The organism is Streptomyces sp. SYSU D01066-1 (assembly GCF_054956795.1).
The window spans coordinates 35,646-52,257 of the sequence record NZ_JBUDHV010000017.1 but is presented as its reverse complement, the minus strand read 5'-3'; the positions used below and the strand labels follow the sequence as shown (position 1 = coordinate 52,257).

Annotated in this window: 20 protein-coding genes; 7 read left to right on the top strand and 13 right to left on the bottom strand. The window is 72.1% G+C overall.

The window, feature by feature from the left end; translation table 11 throughout:
- Positions 1-90 precede the first annotated feature (90 nt).
- Together ACY1JF_RS17920 and ACY1JF_RS17915 are read left to right on the top strand one after the other, a co-directional pair.
- The gene (locus tag ACY1JF_RS17920; protein ID WP_215166825.1) at positions 91-528 is read left to right on the top strand and encodes a MarR family winged helix-turn-helix transcriptional regulator; all 438 of its coding nucleotides are present in this window, start codon (positions 91-93) and stop codon (positions 526-528) included.
- Between the two features lie 27 nt (positions 529-555).
- Positions 556-1,917, top strand: coding sequence for an MFS transporter (locus ACY1JF_RS17915; protein ID WP_462706137.1), 1,362 nt, complete (start codon positions 556-558; stop codon positions 1,915-1,917).
- A 4-nt stretch (positions 1,918-1,921) separates the two neighbouring features.
- On the opposite strand, the gene ACY1JF_RS17910 is transcribed toward ACY1JF_RS17915, so the two are convergent.
- Positions 1,922-2,509, bottom strand: a complete 588-nt coding sequence (locus ACY1JF_RS17910; protein WP_462706136.1) for a Uma2 family endonuclease — start codon at positions 2,507-2,509, stop codon at positions 1,922-1,924.
- A gap of 94 nt (positions 2,510-2,603) precedes the next feature.
- On the opposite strand from ACY1JF_RS17910, the gene thpR reads away from it, so the two are divergent.
- Positions 2,604-3,176, top strand: a complete 573-nt coding sequence (thpR, locus tag ACY1JF_RS17905) for an RNA 2',3'-cyclic phosphodiesterase (protein WP_462706135.1) — start codon at positions 2,604-2,606, stop codon at positions 3,174-3,176.
- 132 nt (positions 3,177-3,308) lie between these two features.
- On the opposite strand, the gene ACY1JF_RS17900 is transcribed toward thpR, so the two are convergent.
- The 3 genes from ACY1JF_RS17900 to ACY1JF_RS17890 all read right to left on the bottom strand — a co-directional run bounded on the left by ACY1JF_RS17900 (position 3,309) and on the right by ACY1JF_RS17890 (position 5,726).
- Entirely contained in the window at positions 3,309-4,301 is a 993-nt protein-coding gene (locus ACY1JF_RS17900; RefSeq protein ID WP_462706134.1) for an aldo/keto reductase, read from the bottom strand.
- Positions 4,302-4,359: 58 nt separating this feature from the next.
- Entirely contained in the window at positions 4,360-4,953 is a 594-nt protein-coding gene (locus tag ACY1JF_RS17895; protein ID WP_462706133.1) for a Uma2 family endonuclease, read from the bottom strand.
- A gap of 98 nt (positions 4,954-5,051) precedes the next feature.
- Positions 5,052-5,726 carry a GDSL-type esterase/lipase family protein gene (locus tag ACY1JF_RS17890; RefSeq protein WP_462706132.1) on the bottom strand — a complete coding sequence of 225 codons (675 nt, stop codon included), beginning with the start codon at positions 5,724-5,726 and terminating at the stop codon, positions 5,052-5,054.
- Between the two features lie 88 nt (positions 5,727-5,814).
- Here ACY1JF_RS17890 and ACY1JF_RS17885 point away from each other — a divergent pair, with 88 nt between their 5' ends.
- Positions 5,815-6,789 (top strand): WD40 repeat domain-containing protein, encoded by a 975-nt coding sequence (locus ACY1JF_RS17885; RefSeq protein WP_462706131.1) that lies wholly within the window; start codon positions 5,815-5,817, stop codon positions 6,787-6,789.
- 107 nt (positions 6,790-6,896) lie between these two features.
- Here the strand turns inward: ACY1JF_RS17885 and ACY1JF_RS17880 are convergent, their stop codons facing one another.
- The 3 genes from ACY1JF_RS17880 to ACY1JF_RS17870 are packed head-to-tail and all read right to left on the bottom strand — an operon-like array spanning position 6,897 to position 8,049.
- A complete protein-coding gene (locus tag ACY1JF_RS17880; RefSeq protein ID WP_462706130.1) occupies positions 6,897-7,331 on the bottom strand; it encodes a VOC family protein in 435 nt (144 codons plus the stop codon).
- A 9-nt stretch (positions 7,332-7,340) separates the two neighbouring features.
- Positions 7,341-7,664 (bottom strand): hypothetical protein, encoded by a 324-nt coding sequence (locus ACY1JF_RS17875; protein ID WP_462706129.1) that lies wholly within the window; start codon positions 7,662-7,664, stop codon positions 7,341-7,343.
- Positions 7,645-8,049, bottom strand: a complete 405-nt coding sequence (locus tag ACY1JF_RS17870; RefSeq protein WP_462706128.1) for an ATP-binding protein — start codon at positions 8,047-8,049, stop codon at positions 7,645-7,647. The genes ACY1JF_RS17875 and ACY1JF_RS17870 overlap by 20 nt, the downstream gene beginning before the upstream one ends.
- A gap of 138 nt (positions 8,050-8,187) precedes the next feature.
- On the opposite strand from ACY1JF_RS17870, the gene ACY1JF_RS17865 reads away from it, so the two are divergent.
- From ACY1JF_RS17865 to ACY1JF_RS17855, 3 genes are all read left to right on the top strand, one after another.
- Positions 8,188-9,057: a helix-turn-helix domain-containing protein gene (locus ACY1JF_RS17865; RefSeq protein ID WP_462706127.1), complete on the top strand. Its 870-nt coding sequence runs from the start codon at positions 8,188-8,190 to the stop codon at positions 9,055-9,057.
- A complete protein-coding gene (locus ACY1JF_RS17860; protein WP_462706126.1) occupies positions 9,054-9,245 on the top strand; it encodes a DUF397 domain-containing protein in 192 nt (63 codons plus the stop codon). Before ACY1JF_RS17865 ends, ACY1JF_RS17860 begins: the two co-directional genes overlap by 4 nt.
- 243 nt (positions 9,246-9,488) lie before the next feature.
- On the top strand, positions 9,489-9,764 hold the full coding sequence (locus ACY1JF_RS17855) for a hypothetical protein (protein WP_462706125.1): 276 nt from the start codon (positions 9,489-9,491) through the stop codon (positions 9,762-9,764).
- A 607-nt stretch (positions 9,765-10,371) separates the two neighbouring features.
- Here the strand turns inward: ACY1JF_RS17855 and serC are convergent.
- The 6 genes from serC to ACY1JF_RS17825 are packed head-to-tail and all read right to left on the bottom strand — an operon-like array spanning position 10,372 to position 16,415.
- A complete protein-coding gene (gene serC / locus ACY1JF_RS17850; RefSeq protein WP_462706124.1) occupies positions 10,372-11,490 on the bottom strand; it encodes a phosphoserine transaminase in 1,119 nt (372 codons plus the stop codon).
- A gap of 60 nt (positions 11,491-11,550) precedes the next feature.
- Positions 11,551-12,768 (bottom strand): cytochrome P450, encoded by a 1,218-nt coding sequence (locus ACY1JF_RS17845; protein ID WP_462706123.1) that lies wholly within the window; start codon positions 12,766-12,768, stop codon positions 11,551-11,553.
- A complete protein-coding gene (locus tag ACY1JF_RS17840; RefSeq protein WP_462706122.1) occupies positions 12,765-13,394 on the bottom strand; it encodes a GTP-binding protein in 630 nt (209 codons plus the stop codon). The genes ACY1JF_RS17845 and ACY1JF_RS17840 overlap by 4 nt, the downstream gene beginning before the upstream one ends.
- A complete protein-coding gene (locus ACY1JF_RS17835; RefSeq protein ID WP_462706121.1) occupies positions 13,375-13,734 on the bottom strand; it encodes a DUF742 domain-containing protein in 360 nt (119 codons plus the stop codon). Before ACY1JF_RS17835 ends, ACY1JF_RS17840 begins: the two co-directional genes overlap by 20 nt.
- Positions 13,731-14,138, bottom strand: coding sequence for a roadblock/LC7 domain-containing protein (locus ACY1JF_RS17830; RefSeq protein WP_403537439.1), 408 nt, complete (start codon positions 14,136-14,138; stop codon positions 13,731-13,733). Before ACY1JF_RS17830 ends, ACY1JF_RS17835 begins: the two co-directional genes overlap by 4 nt.
- 27 nt (positions 14,139-14,165) lie before the next feature.
- A complete protein-coding gene (locus ACY1JF_RS17825) occupies positions 14,166-16,415 on the bottom strand; it encodes a sensor histidine kinase (protein ID WP_462706120.1) in 2,250 nt (749 codons plus the stop codon).
- Between the last annotated feature and the right edge of the window lie 197 nt (positions 16,416-16,612).

Genomic DNA, 16,612 nt, shown 5'->3' with positions numbered 1-16,612 from the left:
GTGGACGGGGCGTGGCCGAGTGGCCAGGGTCACGGTCCGTTCCCGCGCCTCCGGTGGTACTTCGTCAGTCTAATGAGTTACGCTAAAGACATGCCGGACCTCACCCACGGCGACGACGCCGCCGCCGTGAACTCCCTGCGATCCGCCGTGATGCGGCTGTCCCGTCGGCTCAAGCACCAGCGCGTCGACGAGTCGCTCAGCCCCACCGAGATGTCGGTGCTCGGCACCCTGTCCACCTGCGGCCGTGCCACCCCGGGCGAACTGGCCCGCAAGGAGCACGTCCAGCCGCCCTCGATGACCCGCATCGTGGCGCTGCTGGAGGCCAAGGGACTGGTCAGCCTGGAACCGCACCCCGAGGACCGGCGCCAGAAGGTCGTGACGCCGACCGAGCAGGCCGTGGTGATGCTCGACGAGAGCCGCCGCAAGCGGAACGCGTTCCTGGCCACGCTGGTCGAGGGGCTCGACGAGGACGAGTGGGCGAAGCTGCGCGCCGCCGCCCCCGTGCTGGAGAAGCTCGCACACCTGTAAGCGGCATGGACGAGGAGGCGAACCCTTTTGAGTACGGGACCCGGAGCACACTCCGCCCCCGCACCTGACTCCCACGACGACCCGCCCACCCCCGGCACCGACCGCAAGACCTCGATGTTCGCCTCCCTGAGGGTCAGGAACTACCGCCTGTTCTTCATGGGCCAGGTCGTCTCCAACATCGGCACCTGGATGCAGCGCATCGCCCAGGACTGGCTGGTGCTGAGCCTCACCGGCTCCTCCGCCGCCGTCGGCATCACCACCGCCCTCCAGTTCCTGCCGATGCTCCTCTTCGGCCTCTACGGCGGTGTCCTCGTCGACCGCCTGCGCAAGCGGCCCACGCTGCTGGTCACCCAGTCGTCCATGGCGCTGACCGCGCTGGCCCTCGCCGCCCTCACCCTCACCGGCCACGTCCAGGTCTGGCACGTCTACGTCGCCGCCTTCGCCATGGGCCTGGCGACCGTGGTCGACAACCCGGCCCGGCAGTCCTTCGTCTCCGAGCTGGTCGGCCGCGAGCAGCTGCAGAACGCGGTCAGCCTGAACTCCGCCAACTTCCAGTCCGCCCGCCTGGTCGGCCCCGCCGTCGCGGGCCTGCTGATCACCGGCGTCGGCACCGGCTGGGCGTTCTTCCTCAACGGCGTCTCGTTCGTCGCCCCGCTCACCGGGCTGCTGCTGATGCGGGCCCGCGAGCTGCACACCGTCGAGCGCGCCCCGCGCGGCAAGGGCCAGCTGCGGGAGGGCCTGCGCTACGTCGCCGGGCGCCCCGACCTGCTGTGGACCATCGTGCTGGTCGGCTTCATCGGCACGTTCGGCTTCAACTTCCCGGTGTTCCTCTCCGCCTTCGCCGACGACGTCTTCCACTCCGGGGCGGGCACCTACAGCCTCTTCAACACCCTGATGGCGGTCGGCTCGGTGGCCGGCGCCCTGCTCGCCGCCCGGCGCGGCACGGCCCGGCTGCGGCTGCTGATCGCGGCGGCGATGGGCTTCGGCGCGCTGGAGATCGTGGCCGCCGCGGCCCCGGAGCTGTGGCTGTTCGCGCTGCTCATGGTCCCCGTCGGCCTGTTCAGCATGACGGTGAACGTCACCGCCAACACCAGCATCCAGATGTCCACCGACCCGGCGATGCGCGGCCGGGTGATGGCCCTGTACATGATGGTGTTCCTGGGCGGATCGCCGGTCGGGGCGCCGATCGTCGGCTGGGTCACGGACGCCTACGGCGCGCGCGCCGGCTTCGCGGCCGGTGGCACGGTGGCCCTCCTGGCGGCGGCGGTGACCGGCGTGGTCCTGGGCCGCCTGGGCGGCCTGCGCCTCTCGGTGGGCTGGCACCACGGCCATCCGCGGGTGCGGTTCGTGCCGCGCGGCAGCCGGGAGGAGCTGGCGTCGGCGGCGTGACCCGTCAGTCCCGGGGGAAGTCGCCGGTCCTCAGGACCAGACCGACGGCGGTGTCGGTGAGGTCGACGTCCTCCCCGAACCCGAAGCTGACACTCGCGTGGTACGAGCCGTCCTTGGGCAGCGTGTGCAGGTGCCACTGGCCGGTGTACGGGTCGACGATCAGGTAGACCGGTACGCCGGCGGTGGCGTAGGTGTCCTTCTTGGGACCGTAGTCGTTGGAGGCCGTCTTCCTGGAGATGACCTCGGCGACGAACTCGACGTCCTCGGGGCGCCAGTGCCCCTTATCGTCCTTCTCCGCCCCCTCCGCGAGGGCCACCACGTCGGAGGCGAACCCGTTGAGATACCCCGGGTAGTCCATGCGGACGTCGGACTTGACGCGCTTGCGCGGGTACTTGGTGCGCAGTTGGTCATAGATGTCCGCGATGATGTCCCAGTGGGTGTCCCGCTGCGGCGTCATGAAGATGTGACCCCCGACGATCTCGGTCTTGTAACCCTCGGGGACGGGCAACTTCTCAAGCCAGTCGAACATGACGTCCAACGTCAGCTCGGCGCTCTCCTCGGCCATCTCGATCCTGTCTGCGAGGACGGTCATCGTGGCGCTCCTCCCCGGCCGCCGCTCGATACGGGCAGCCGCGCGGTACAACGATACGCACGGTGGCCAGGACACGCCGGGCAGACTGTGACCCATGAGACTCTTCGCCGCCGTGCTGCCGCCCGAGGAAGCCGTCCGGGAGCTGGCCGCCGAGGCGGACCTGTTGCGGCGGCTGCCCGGCGCGGAGCGGCTGCGCTGGACCGGCCGCCCCGGCTGGCACTTCACGCTCGCCTTCTACGGGGAGGTCGACGACGCCCTCGTACCGGAGCTGACGGAGCGGCTGGCGCGGGTCGCCCGCCGTACGCGGCCGTTCGCGCTGGCCCTGCGCGGCGGCGGGCAGTTCGGGCGGGGCCGGGCCCTGTGGGCCGGGGCGGAGGGTGAGCTGCGCACCCTGCGCCTGCTGGCGGACCGCGCCGAGGCGGCGGGCCGCAAGGCGGGCGTGGAGATGGGCGAGCACCGCCGCTACACCCCGCACCTCACCGTCGCGCGCGGCCGGGACGCCTACGACGTACGCCCGTACCTGGAGGTCCTCGACGGCTTCGCCGGCCGCACCTGGCAGGTCACCGAGCTGGCCCTGGTCCGCAGCGACCTGCCCGCCTCCGGGACGCCGGGGGAGCGGCCCCGGTACGAGGCCCTCGCGCGGCTGCCGCTGGGCCGCGCCGGTTAGGCTCGGTGCCGTGGACCCGAAAACCCGGAACCGGATCATGGCCGGTGTGCTTGTGCTGATGCTCGTGGTGGTCGCGGTGGCGGCGGCGCTCGGCAACTAGCGCGCGCCCCGTGCGCCGCCGCCGTCACCGTCCTACCAGGCGAAGGCCTCCGGGGAGGGCCCGGGGCCGGGGAAGATCTCGTCCAGTCCGGCCAGCAGCTCGTCGGACAGTTCCAGCTCGACGGCGCGCAGCGCGGACGCCAGCTGGCCGGCGGTGCGCGGGCCGACGATCGGGCCGGTCACGCCGGGCCGGGTGAGCAGCCAGGCCAGTGCGGTCTCGCCGGGTTCCAGCCCGTGCTGGTCGAGCAGGTCCTCGTACGCCTGGACGCGGGCGCGGGCCGCGGGGTCCTCCAGGGTGGCGGCGGCCCGGCCGCTCGCCCGGCGCTTGCCGGTGGCCTCCTTCTTCAGGACGCCGCCCAGCAGACCGCCGTGCAGCGGCGACCAGGGGATGACGCCGAGTCCGTACTCCTGGGCGGCCGGGATGACCTCCATCTCGGCGCGGCGCTCGGCGAGGTTGTACAGGCACTGCTCGCTGACCAGGCCGATGGTGCCGCCGCGGCGGGCGGCCAGCTCGTTGGCCTGGGCGATCTTGTAGCCGGGGAAGTTGGAGGAGCCGGCGTAGAGGACCTTGCCCTGCTGGACCAGGACGTCGATGGCCTGCCAGATCTCCTCGAACGGGGTGTTCCGGTCGACGTGGTGGAACTGGTACAGGTCGATGCGGTCGGTCCTGAGCCGCTTGAGGCTGGCGTCGACGGCCCGCCGGATGTTCACGGCGGACAGCTTGTCGTGGTTGGGCCACGCCTCGCCGTCGGCGCCCATGTCGCCGTACACCTTGGTGGCGAGGACGGTCCGGTCGCGCCGGTCACCGCCCTGGGCGAACCAGTTGCCGATGATCTCCTCGGTGCGGCCCTTGTTCTCGCCCCACCCGTAGACGTTGGCCGTGTCGAAGAAGTTGATGCCCGCGTCCAGCGCGGCGTCCATGATGGCGTGGCTGTCGGCCTCGTCGGTCTGCGGACCGAAGTTCATCGTCCCGAGGACGAGGCGGCTGACCTTGAGACCGGTGCGTCCGAGCTGTGTGTACTCCATGGTCCCCAAGCCAACGGCCTGGAGTGCGCTCAGGCAAGTGGACGGGCGGGGCGCGCGGTCAGTCGCGGTCGCGGGGGAAGCCGGCGGTCGGCAGGGTGAGGCCGAGGACGGTGCCGGTGAGGTCCAGGTCGTGACCGAAGGCGACCGTCGTCTCCGTGACGTACTCGCCGTCCTTCGGCTGGGTGTAGACGTGGCACCTGCCCTGGTAGGGGTCGGCGACGAGGTAGACGGGGACCTCGGCGACCGCGTACGCGGTCTTCTTGGGACCGTAGTCGTTGGCGGCCGTGGCCCGGGAGATGACCTCGGCGACGAACTCGACGTCGGTGTGGCGCCAGTGGCCGGTGTCGTCCTGCTCGGCTCCGTCGCGGAGCTTGGCGACGTCGGGGCAGAAGCCGTTCTCATGGCCGGGGAAGTCGATGCGGACGTCGGAGAGGACCTCGACGTCCATCCCGAACCTGTCCTCGACGGCCCGGACGATCCGGCGGATGATGTGCCAGTGCGTGTCCCGCTGCGGTGTCATGTGGACGCTGCCCCCGACGATCTCGACCCTGAATCCTTCGGGGACGGGCATCTTCTCAAGCCGCTCGAACCACTCGTCGAGGCTCTCGGTGCTGACGTCGGCCATGGCGATCCTGTCGTCTACGACGGTCATCGTGGCGCTCCTCCCCGGCACCCCGGTCCGCGGATGGCCGGGGCAGCCGCGCGGTACAACGATAAGCACGGTGGCCGGGACACGGGTTCGCACACGGCTCACCCGGCGTACGGCCCGCCCAGCCCCCACCCCTGGTGCAGCGCCTCCGCGAACGCCCCGGCGATCTTGCGTTCGCCGCTCTCGCCGGGGTGGGTCCCGTCGTACGTGTCGCTGTGGATGTCGTACGCCGGCGGGACCGGCGCCAGCAGCAGCGGGGAGCGGGGTTCGTCGAGGTCGGCGGCGGTCTTGGCGAGCAGGTCGTTGAAGAGGGCGACCTGGGCGCCGAAGGCGGGGTCCTGCCGGGCCCGGATGTTGGGGATGACCGGCAGCAGGACCATGCGGACGCGGGGCCGGGCCGCCCGTGCCCCGGCGACGAACCGGCGGACGTTCTCCGTGGTCTGCTCGGGGTCGGTGTAGAAGCCGAGGTCGATCAGGCCGAGGGCGACGAGGAGCACGTCCGCGCGGTGCGCCCGGACCGCCTCCCCGATCAGCGGGGCCATGTGCAGCCAGCCCTCGCCCCAGCCGGCCAGGTGGGCCCGGGGGAAGCGGGGGTCGGCGTAGGCGAGGGAGACCGGCGCGTCGGCGGCCTTGTCGTAGAGCGTCTCGCGCGGGCCGACGAAGGTGAACGGACCGCCGTACTCCGCACACAGGTGCCGCCACAGCCGGTAGCGCCAGGTGTGGTCGCCCGCGCTCCCGATGGTCTGGGAGTCGCCGACGGGCATGAACCTGAGCATCCGTCCATCATGGACGATCGCCGCGCCCCTGACGACGTGGGCCCGGCCACCGTCACGGACGCCCGCTTGGGATGGCAGGCTTGGGCCCATGCGCCGATCCCTCGCCCTCCTCGCCGCGACCCTCCTCACGGGCGCGTGCGCCGTGCCCGCCTTCGCCGTCGACGGGGACGAGGGGTTCACCATCGAGGACCCGCGGATCACCGAGTCCAGCGGCCTGGCCGCCTCCCGCCTCCACCCCGGCGTCTACTGGACCCACAACGACCAGGACACCGGCCCCTACCTCTACGCCGTGGACGGCTCCACCGGCGAGACGGTCGCCCGCGTCTCGCTCTCCGGCATCGGCACGCCCCGCGACGTCGAGGCGATCTCCATCGGCCCGGACAACCGGATCTACGTCGGGGACATCGGCGACAACCTCGGCGGCACCTGGCCGCACGTGTGGATCTACGAGCTGCCCGAGCCGACGGAACTGAAGGACCAGACGGTCGAGGCGAAGCAGTACGTCGTCCAGTACGCCGACGGGGCGCGGGACGCCGAGTCGATGGTGGTCCACCCGAAGACCGGCCGCGTCTACATCATCGACAAGAACGAGGAGGGCGGGCACCTGTACGAGGGTCCGGCGCAGCTGTCCACGTCCGGGACGAACGTCTTCACCCGCTCCACGGCCGTCGACCTGTGGGCCACGGACGCGGCGTTCTCCCCGGACGGCGAGCAGCTCACGGTGCGCGGGTACCTGGGCGGGCTGTACTACGACTGGAACGGCGGGAAGATCGAGCGCAAGGGCCGCATCAGCGTGCCGCTGGGCCAGGGCGAGTCCGTCACCTACACGGTCGACGGCAAGAAGCTGCTGCTCGGGATGGAGGGCGCGGGCAGCGCGGTCAAGGCGCAGGACGCGCCCGGCGGGGGCGGCGCGTCGTCGGCCACGGGCGGGAGCCCGGCGGCCTCCTCCTCCGGTGACGGTGCCGGGACGGACGGCCAGACGCTGAAGATCGGTGGCGCGGCGGCGGTCCTGGCGGTGCTGGCGGTGGTGTTCGGACTGCGGCGGCTGTCCCGGCGGGGGTGAGGGCGGCGCCGGTCCCGGTACGCCGGAGCGAGCGGGACCGGACCGCCGCACAGCACCCGGGAGGCGTGTCATGACGGCGGAGACCGGCCTCGGCCGGCTCTGATGCGTCAGTCGAGGCAGAACTCGTTGCCCTCGACGTCCTGCATCAGCAGGCACGACTCGTTGAACTCGTCGGCGCGCAGCAGGTGGACGCGGGTGGCGCCGAGGGCGGTCAGGCGGGCGCACTCGGCCTCCAGGGCGGCGACGCGTTCCTCGCCCACGAGGCCGGTGCCGACCCGTACGTCGAGGTGGACGCGGTTCTTGACGACCTTGCCCTCGGGAACGCGCTGGAAGAACAGGCGCGGGCCCACGCCCTCGGGGTCCACGCAGGCGAACGCCGAGCCCTGGCGCTCGGGCGGCAGCGAGCGGTCGAAGGCGTCCCAGCTGTCGAATCCCGGCGGGGGCGGCGGGACGACGTACCCGAGCACCTCGCACCAGAAGCGGGCGACGCGCTCCGGGTCGGCGCAGTCGAAGGTGACCTGGATCTGCCTGATCGACGTCATCCGGTCACCCTAGAGGTGCGTGCCGCTGACCGGCATCCGATTTTCGACGACACTTCGGGGCCCGAGGACGCAGGAGCGGACGACGTCGTCGTCGGCCTGCCGGAGAGGGCGGGGCGGTACGGGGTCCTGGGCGGGTGCCGTCTCCGGCGGGAACGGACGGCGGCGGCCGGCCGCGCGGCAGCGTTCGTGCCGGCGGCACCAGAGGGCGTCGTGGGGCGTCGGCAGCCGCCAGACGTACGGGTCCGGTTCGCGGACCTCCCGTGCGAGGGCTTCGGCATGCGTCTCCGGCCGGGCGCGCAGGCGGGTGACGGTGTCACGGAGCAGGCGGAACACGGATCCCCCACCTCGCCCATACGCACTTCGCGTACCGCTCCTGCCGGCATCCCCAGGAGTCGGCCAGCGCCGCCACGAGGGCGAGTCCGCGTCCGCCCTCCTCGTCGGGGGCGGAGGTGTGGAGGCGGGGGAGCCGGTCGCGGTCCGGGTCGGACACCTCCAGGAGCAACTCCGGTCCGCACAGGGCCAGTATCACGCGCACCTGGGCGTAGGAGACGCGGCAGTGGGTCACGGCGTTGGTGACGAGTTCGCTGGCCAGGAGGGTGGCCAACTCCGCCTGGTCGCCGGTGACTCCCCAGTCGGCGAGGGCTGTGCGTAGGCGGTTCCGGGCCGTTGACACGTGTCGCCTGTGTTTGGGGATGCGGAAGGTCTCGGTTGTGGGCATGCGGCGAAGGTAAGACCGCTCTTGGCTGGCGCACAACCTTCTCAAGTGAATGCATTCACTCGTCCACTCGATCGAGTGATAGATGCTCAGAACTCCCCATCGGTGTGGCATCGTTGCCGCCAGGAGAGGGGAGGTCACATGCCCGCAGGTGGACGGCCGACCGTGCGCAGCCGGCGTCTGGGTGCGGCGCTCAGGCAGTACCGGCAGGCTGCGAAGCTCGATCAGCCGCACGCTGCCGAGGTCATCGCCGCAAGCCAGGCCCGTGTCAGCCGACTCGAAAGCGGACACGTCACCGCGCGTGTCATCGAGGTGCGGCTGCTGCTGGACGCGTACGGCGTCGATGATCCAGCGGTGCGCGCCAAGTTGGAGGAACTGGCGAAGCACTCGAAGAACCGGGGCTGGTGGCTTGAACATGCCGCGCATCTGCGGCCGGACTACCTCGATCACATCGCGCTGGAAGACGACGCGACCTACATCCGGGAATGGCAGCCGGTCGTGTTCCCCGGGCTGTTGCAGACACCGGCTTACGCCGAGGCGCTCACCAAGGGGAGTCCCGATTACATCGCTCCTGAGCGGGTCGCCGAGTTGGTGAAGGTGCGAGAAGGCCGACAGTCGAAGATCGGAGAGGGCGGAGCGTCATACACCGCGATCCTCTGGGAACCGGTCATCACCTGCCCTCTGACGAGCACCGACATTCACCGAGGACAGCTCGGCGCGCTCCTGGAAGCGGGTGAGCGCAAGAACGTCACGATCCAGGTGCTGCCGTTGAGTACGCACTTCCTGGGAGCGGTGACCTCCGCCTTCTCCACCTTCAGTTTCGATGCCGAGCCGGTGACCGAAGCGGTGACCCTGGAGAACCTGAGGGGGACATCGGTCCTGGAGGACCCGGAAGACCTCACCGCTTACGCCAACATGTACGACCAACTACGATCGTCGGCACTGGCACCGGACGCGAGCGCGCAGCTCATCCGGGGCGTCATGCGGAGCTTGAAGGAAGACCCACAGTGACCGAGGTTATAGGCCCCTTCCGTAAGTCCTCCTACTCGCAGGCGGAGACCAATTGCGTCGAGGTGGCCCTCACCGCTGACCACGGCCGAGCCGTCCGCGACAGCAAGCGGTGTGAGGGCGGACCCCTCCTCGTCGTCTCCCGGGACAGCTGGGACGCCTTCGTGCGGGGGCTGGGGCAAGGGGGCTGAGCGCAGGGCGGCGCGGTCTACCGGCGGCGCCCGTCGTACGTCCCCCGGTCGCTCTGGCCGCCCTGGTGGCCCTGGCGGCCGCGGCGTGCCCGGCTGGCGCCCTCCTCCCGCAGCAGGCTGTAGCGGAAAATGTAACTCTGGGAGTGACTGTCCCACTGGCGCCGCAGGTAGGACTGGAAGTCGCCCTCGTCCGCGGAGAACAGGTCGGAGTTGGTCCCGGCCCGCGTTGGCCATGATCCTGCGGTGGATCAGGCTGTTGTGCCACTCGATGCGCTCCAGCTCGGTGGCGTAGACGTACGCCGGATGCGCGTCGTGTCCGGCGGCCAGGCGCTCGATCGTGCCGTTCCTGGCGTCCTCGTCCAGGGCGGCGCGCTGGGCTTCCTGCGCGGCGTTGAGGATCTCGAAGACGGCGGCGCCGAACAGGCGGCTGGAACTCGTCCGCCGTACCGCTTCGTGGTTCGGGTCGAGCACCACCGCCCGCTCACCCGACCGCCACTCGCCCACGCCCCCGCCCTGTGAGCGGCCGAACCGCACGGTGATGCTGCCGGCGGCGGTCAACTCGTCGCGGAAGTGCACGGACATGTGGGCGATGTACGTGGCCACCTCGCCCATCAGCCGGCCGTTGCGGCCGGCCGAGAAGGACACCCGGCCCACCCTGCCGTTGAAGGCCGTGTCGTCACGGCCCCGAGGCGGCTCGTAGGCCAGGTCCGAGTCGTACTCGCTGTCGCTGGAGGGGTACTGGGTGTCCCTCGGCGGGGAACCGTAGGCCAGCCCCGAGTCGTAGCTGCTGTCCGAGGCGTACCCCGACCGCCCGCCGGACGCGCGCTGCACCGCGAGGGTCCGCGTCACCGCCGCGTTGCCGGCCGACCGCTGGAGCGCCAGGAGGCCCGCGGCGGGTGAGGGAGCCGCCTCCCGGGAGCGCGCCGCGTCCGGTCCGTGGACGATCCCGCGTTCACGGAGGAGTCCGTACCGGCTGCGCATGCGGTCCCTCTCGCATGGTTCAACCGGGCTTCGGGGCGAGGAAGTCGGTGTCAGCGCCGTGAGCCTACTCGCTGCCGGGCCCTTGCGACGAAGGCGCCCGGCGGTGATCCGCCGGGCGCCTTCGGGGCGCGGGTGCGAGGAGAGGTCAGAGCTTCTCGATCACGTAGTCGACGCACTTGGTCAGGGCCTCGACGTCCGCCGGGTCGACCGCCGGGAACATCGCGACGCGCAGCTGGTTGCGGCCCAGCTTGCGGTACGGCTCCGTGTCGACGACGCCGTTGGCGCGCAGGGCCTTGGCGACGGCCGCCGCGTCGATGTCGTCGGAGAAGTCGATCGTGCCGATGACCTGGGAGCGCTTGGCCGGGTCGGAGACGAACGGGGTCGCGTACTTCGACTCGTCGGCCCAGGTGTAGAGGCGGGTGGAGGAGTCCTTCGTGCGGGACGTGGACCAGGCCAGGCCGCCCTGGCCGTTCAGCCACTCCAGCTGCTCGTTCAGGAGGAACAGGGTGGCGAGCGCCGGGGTGTTGTACGTCTGGTTCTTGCGGGAGTTGTCGATCGCCGTGGGGAGGCTGAAGAACTCCGGGACGTGGCGGCCCGACGCGTGGACGCGCTCGGCGCGCTCGATCGCGGCCGGGGAGAAGATCCCGATCCACAGGCCGCCGTCGGAGGCGAAGGACTTCTGCGGGGCGAAGTAGTAGACGTCGGTCTCCGCGATGTCCACGGGGAGGCCGCCGGCGCCGGAGGTGGCGTCGACCAGGACGAGGGAGCCGGCGTCGGCGCCGGGGACGCGCTCGATGGGCATCGCCACGCCGGTCGACGTCTCGTTGTGGGTGTAGGCGTAGACGTCGACGCCGGCCTCGGCCCGGGGGGACGGGTGCGTGCCGGGGTCGGAGGAGATGACCGTCGGGTCCGCCAGCCACGGGGCCAGCCCGGCCGCCTTGGCGAACTTCGAGCTGAACTCGCCGAAGGTCAGGTGCTGCGACTTGTTCTCGATCAGGCCGTGGGTCGCGATGTCCCAGAAGGCGGTGGAGCCGCCGTTGCCGAGGACGACCTCGTAGCCGTCGGGGAGGCCGAACAGGTCGCTGATGCCCTCGCGGACCTTGCCGACCAGGTTCTTGACCGGGGCCTGCCGGTGGGAGGTGCCCATGAGGGAGGTGCCGGTGGCGGCGAGGGCGTCCAGCGCCTCCGTCCGCACCTTGGAGGGACCCGCGCCGAAACGTCCGTCCGCGGGCTTGATGTCAGAGGGAATCCGGATCTCAGCCACGTGGCCGAGGGTATCCGCTGCGGGAAACCTGGGCGAAACGTCGTCCGTCGGGTGAGACGGTCACCCGGCGGGGTCTCCCAGCGCGGGCGTCGGGGAGAACTCCACCGGCAGGGCGGCCATGCTGCGCATCCACGGGGACTCGCGGCGGTGCAGGGACGCGGCCGGCACCGCCAGGTCGATGTCCGGGAGGCGGTCCAGGATCACCTCGATGCCCGTGCGCGCGATCACCTCCGCGATCTCCTGGGCCGGGAACGGGCAGCGGTGCTCCCCGTGGCTGAAGGAGAAGTGCGCGTTGTTGCCGCCGGTCAGGGACGCCGCGTCGGTACGGACCTGGGGGTCGGAGTTGGCCCCCTGGAGGCCGAGGATCAGCAGGTCGCCGGCGTTGATGCGGCGTCCGCCCAGGTGGGTGTCGCGGGTGGCGTAGCGGCCCGGCATGTTCTGGGTGGGGGTCTGCTCCCAGAGCACCTCGTTCATCGCCTCGGTGACGCTGCTGCGCCCGCCGAACATGGAGGCGGCGAAGCGGTGGTCGGTCAGCATCAGGTGCAGCGAGGTGCCGATCCAGTCGGCGGTGGGCTGGTGGCCCGCCGACATCAGGATCATCAGGTCCTGGACGATCTCCTCGTCGGTGAAGTCGGACCGGCCGGCGATCATGCGGGAGACCACGTCGTCGGCGGGGTCCGCCAGGCGTTCGGCGACCAGGGCCTGACAGGAGTCGTGCAGGTGCTTCTGGCCCGCCAGCGCCCGGTCGCCCGCGTTGATCATGTCGGTCATCGAGGTGACCAGGGCCAGGCCGTCCTCGTCCGGCCAGCCGTAGAGGTGGGCCAGGACGCGGACCGGGAGCAGCATGGCGTACTCGTTGATCAGGTCGGCGGTGCCGCGGGCGCAGAAGGAGTCGATCAGCTCGTCCGCGAAGCGTTCGGAGTCCGCGCGCAGGACCGCCGGGTCCACGCCGTCCAGCGCGTCGCTCAGCATGGCGGAGCGGCGGCGGTGGCGCTCGCCGACGGTGTAGAGGATGGAGGGCTGGCCGCGGTTGATGACCGGGCGCAGCGGCCAGTCGTCGGGGATGTTGTCCCACTGGTTCCACAGCTCGGAGTCCCGGCTGAACAGGTCCGGGTCGCCGGTGACCTGGTGCAGCTCGCGGTAGCCGATCACCAGCCAGGCGGGGATGTCGCCGTCCAGGACCACCGGGGCCACGGGGCCGTGCTTGCGCCGCATCGCCCGGTACAGCTCGGCCGGCTCCTCGTGGGATCCGGGTCCGCGAAGGGGGAGGGGGCTCACACCAGCTCCTGAGTGGGTTGTCCGGGGGCGGTGGCGGCGGTCTTGGCGCGGCGGGCGTAGACGTGCTCCACCAGGGTGATCAGGATTTCCTTGGCCGACTCGCGGGAGCGCGCGTCACAGCGCAGCAGCGGGACGTGCGGGTCCAGGTCCAGGGCGTCGCGGATCTGGGCCGGGGCGAAGTCGGGGCCGCCGAAGTCGTTCAGGGCGACGACGAACGGGGTGCCGCTGCGCTCCAGGCGGTCGATGGCGTACCAGGAGTCGTCGATGCGCCGGGTGTCGACCAGGACGACGGCGCCCAGGGTGCCGTAGAAGAGGCGGTCCCAGAGGAACCAGAAACGTTCCTGCCCCGGTGCGCCGAACAAGTACAGGACGTTGCGCGCGTCGAGCGTGATGCGGCCGAAGTCGAAGGCGACCGTGGTGGTCGTCTTGCCGCGCACGCCGGTCAGGTCGTCGACGCCGGCGCCGGCCTGGGTCATCGTCTCCTCGGTGTTGAGGGGACGGATCTCGCTGACCGAACGGACCAGGGTCGTCTTGCCGACGCCGAAGCCGCCCACGATCACGATCTTGAGGCCGTTGTCGGCGGCGGCGCCGAGCGGCGCGCTCGCTCTAGAGGTTGCGGAGTCCAACGAGCACCTGCTCCAGGATTTCGAGATCGGGTAGGGCTTCCTGACGGGGGTGACGGGCGCTGACGCGTCCGGTGTCCAGGAGGTCGGCCAGCAGGATCTTGGTGATGCCGACCGGCAGCCGCAGCTCGGCGGCGATCTCCACGACCGCCGTCGGACGCTCGGTCATCCGCAGGATCGCGGCGTGCTCCGACTGCATGCCCGGGACCGGGTCACACTCGGCGACGACGAGTGTGACCAGGTCGAACGGGTTGTCCGAGTGGGTACGGCTGCGCCCGCCGGTGAGGGTGTAGAGACGGTCGGGAGCGTCGTCCCGGCCGGGCCTGCCGCCGGACTGCGTCATGACGTACGGGGCCGGGCGGTCAGGTGCTCGCCGAGCTGCTCGACGAGTTCGCTCATGTTGTGGCCGACGAGTCCGGCGTCCGCGTCCTCGGCGGTGACCACGGCCAGGTGGGCGCCCTCGCCGGCCTCGACGATGAACAGCACCCCGCCGTAGAACTCGGCCATGGCCGACCGGACGCCGCCGGTGCCGTCGCCGAACTCCACGGACGCGCCGTGCGACAGGGACTGGATGCCGGCCGCGATCGCGGCGAGCTGGTCGGCCTGGTCCGCGGTCAGCTCCGGGGTGCGGCACAGTTTGAGGCCGTCACGGGAGAGCACGAGGGCGTGCCGCGTGCCGGGGGTGCGCTGGAGCAAGCCCTCTATCAGCCACGTGAGCTTGTCGTCGGCGGTCGTCGTGCCGGTCATGAGTGTGGTGTCGCCTTCCGGGTGGGGTTACGGGTGGGAAGGGGTGCCGGGGGCCGTCGCGGGGCCGTCGGCGCCGGCGGGGCCCTTGGTGCCGACGGGATCGGTGGTGCCGGCGGGGTCGGTGGCCCGCGGGTCCGGGGTGGGTGTGGTCGCGGGGGCCTCCGGGGGTGCGGGGGTGCCGAGGAGTTCGGTGGCCTCGGGAGTTTCGCTGGTCCCAGGGGCCTCGGGGGCCTCGGGGGCTTCGGGGGCTTCGGGCGCGGGCTGGGCGGAGGGGCCGCGTACGGCCTGCCGGAAGCTGCTGAAGCGGGCGACGCGGGCCTTCGCCTCCTCGCGGGTCGGCGGGGTGCGCGGCGCGGCGGAGTGCTGCGCCAGGCGCGCGCGCTCGGCCTCGGCGAGGGTGCGTCCGCGACGGCGCCGGGGGAGCCCGTGCGGGAGCACGGAGCCCTCGGCGGAAGGGGCGGGGAACTCGGTGGAGGAGTCCGGGGACCCGGCCGCGGGGCCGGCCGCCGGGGCCGGGGCGGTTTCCGCCGGGGCGCCGGAGGTGCCGGAGACCGCCGGGAAGCCGGGGTGGCCCGTGGCGCTCTGGTGGTCGGTGGCGCTCTGGTGGTCCGTGGTACCTCGGTGGTCCGTGGTGCCTCGGTGGTCCGTGGTGCCTCGGTGGTCCATGGCGCCTTCGTGGTCCGTGGCGCCCCGGTGGTCCGGGGTGTCGGGGTGGGCCGTGGTGTCCGAGTGCTTCGGGCCGTCGGGGCTGTCGGGGCCGGTTCCGGTGGCGGGGACCGCGGTGTGCCGGGGCCCGGTGGCCCGGCCCGGGCGGTCCGCCGGGGCGGAACCGTGGCGCTGCGGCAGCCGGGGGGGTGCGGAGACCGTGTCGGCCGCGTCGGCCGAGCCCGCCGAGGCCTTCCGCGGGAGCGCCGGAACCGCCGCTCCCGTCCCGGTGGCGCCCGCGGCCGCAGCGGACAGGGCGGACCTCGAACCGTCCGCCGAGACCAGCAGCTCCTGCGGGATCAGCATCAGCACGCCCGTGCCGCCCCGGGCCGACGGACGGAACGACACCTTCAGGCCGTACCGCTGGGCCAGCCGCCCCACCACGGCGAGTCCCAGCCGGGTGCCGGTCAGACCGCCCAGCCCGGCGGTCTTGCCGGACACCGCGCGTTCGGCGCGGCGCAGCTGGACGTCGCCCATGACCAGACCGCTGTCCTCGACGGACACGATGGCGCCGGCCGGGACCTCCTCGACGTAGACGTGGACCTCCGCCGTCGGCGGGGAGAAGTTCGCGGCGTTGTCCAGGATCTCGGCCAGCGCGTGCATCACGCCCTCGGCGGCGTGCCCGGCGACCGCGGTCTCGCTGGTGGAGTGGACGCGGACCCGCTGGTAGCCGCTGATCCGGCCCATCGCGCCGCGCAGGATGGACTCCATGCCGATCGGCCGGGCCCAGCGGCGCCCCGAGCGGGCCCCCGCGAGGACGGCGACGGAGTCGGCGAGCCGTCCGGCCTGGGCGGTGCGGTGGTCGAGCTGGAGGAGGTCGGCGAGGACGTCCTCGTCGGCGTGGCGTTCCTCCATCGCGCGCAGGTCGGCGAGGGTGGCGGTGGCCAGCGCCTGGAGGCGTCCGGCGACGTTGGCGGTGGCGGAGACGGCGGCGGTGCGGCGGGCCTCGGACTCACGGAGCTTCTTGGTGAGCCGGGCGATCTCCCCGGTCAGCCGGGCCCGCTCCGCGGTGTGTTCCTCGGTGAGCCGGGCGAGTTCGGCGGCGTGCTCCTCGGTGAGCCGGGCGAGTTCGGCGGCGTGCTCCCCGGTGAGCCGGGCGTGCTCGGTGGCGTGCTCCTTGACGAGCCGGGCGTGTTCGGCGACGTGCTCCCCGGTGAGCCGGGTGCGCTCCTGGGCCAGTTCGGCCGCCGCGCGGGCGCGTTCCTGGACCAGTTCGGCCGTCAGCCGGGCGCGTTCCCTGTCCAGTTCGTCGGTGAGCCGGGCGCGTTCCTGGCGGGCCTCCTCGGCGGTCCGGACGCGCTCCTGGAGCAGCCGCCCCATCTCCTGGTTGACGGATTCCAGCCGACGGCGAGCCGCCCGGGCCGCCCGGACGCCGTGCACGGCCACGGCCACCGCCACGCTCAGCAGCAGGCCGGCCACGCCGCCGCCCAGCGCGAGCGGGACCCGCGCGCTCTCGGGCGCGACGAGGACCGCGGCGGTCACCGCCAGTCCGGCCGGCACCGCGGTGACCAGGAAGGCGGGCAGGAGGCTGGATATGGCGGGGCGTTCGCCGGGAGGCGGTGGGGAGGTCATCAGTCGGTTCCTCGGTCGAGTCCGCCGGCGTCCACCGGGCGGGGCGGCGGCCTGCGGGATGTTCCTCGGGTGGTGTCGTCGGGGGCGTTCCGTGGGGGAAGTGTCGGGTTTTCGTGGTCGGTTTTCGGCAGTCTTCTCCAGTGCCGGACGACACCTTTGGCTACCTGACGGTCACTATAAGAGACTTCACGATCGCG

Bases quoted from the DNA above. Each gene is read 5' to 3' on its own strand.
- ACY1JF_RS17920 (WP_215166825.1), top strand. From the start codon at position 91: ATGCCGGACCTCACCCACGGCGACGACGCCGCCGCCGTGAACTCCCTG.
- ACY1JF_RS17910 (WP_462706136.1), bottom strand. From the start codon at position 2,509: ATGACCGTCCTCGCAGACAGGATCGAGATGGCCGAGGAGAGCGCCGAG.
- thpR (WP_462706135.1), top strand. From the start codon at position 2,604: ATGAGACTCTTCGCCGCCGTGCTGCCGCCCGAGGAAGCCGTCCGGGAG.
- ACY1JF_RS17900 (WP_462706134.1), bottom strand. From the start codon at position 4,301: ATGGAGTACACACAGCTCGGACGCACCGGTCTCAAGGTCAGCCGCCTC.
- ACY1JF_RS17895 (WP_462706133.1), bottom strand. From the start codon at position 4,953: ATGACCGTCGTAGACGACAGGATCGCCATGGCCGACGTCAGCACCGAG.
- ACY1JF_RS17890 (WP_462706132.1), bottom strand. From the start codon at position 5,726: ATGCTCAGGTTCATGCCCGTCGGCGACTCCCAGACCATCGGGAGCGCG.
- ACY1JF_RS17885 (WP_462706131.1), top strand. From the start codon at position 5,815: ATGCGCCGATCCCTCGCCCTCCTCGCCGCGACCCTCCTCACGGGCGCG.
- ACY1JF_RS17880 (WP_462706130.1), bottom strand. From the start codon at position 7,331: ATGACGTCGATCAGGCAGATCCAGGTCACCTTCGACTGCGCCGACCCG.
- ACY1JF_RS17870 (WP_462706128.1), bottom strand. From the start codon at position 8,049: ATGCCCACAACCGAGACCTTCCGCATCCCCAAACACAGGCGACACGTG.
- ACY1JF_RS17865 (WP_462706127.1), top strand. From the start codon at position 8,188: ATGCCCGCAGGTGGACGGCCGACCGTGCGCAGCCGGCGTCTGGGTGCG.
- ACY1JF_RS17835 (WP_462706121.1), bottom strand. From the start codon at position 13,734: ATGACGCAGTCCGGCGGCAGGCCCGGCCGGGACGACGCTCCCGACCGT.
- ACY1JF_RS17830 (WP_403537439.1), bottom strand. From the start codon at position 14,138: ATGACCGGCACGACGACCGCCGACGACAAGCTCACGTGGCTGATAGAG.
- ACY1JF_RS17825 (WP_462706120.1), bottom strand. From the start codon at position 16,415: ATGACCTCCCCACCGCCTCCCGGCGAACGCCCCGCCATATCCAGCCTC.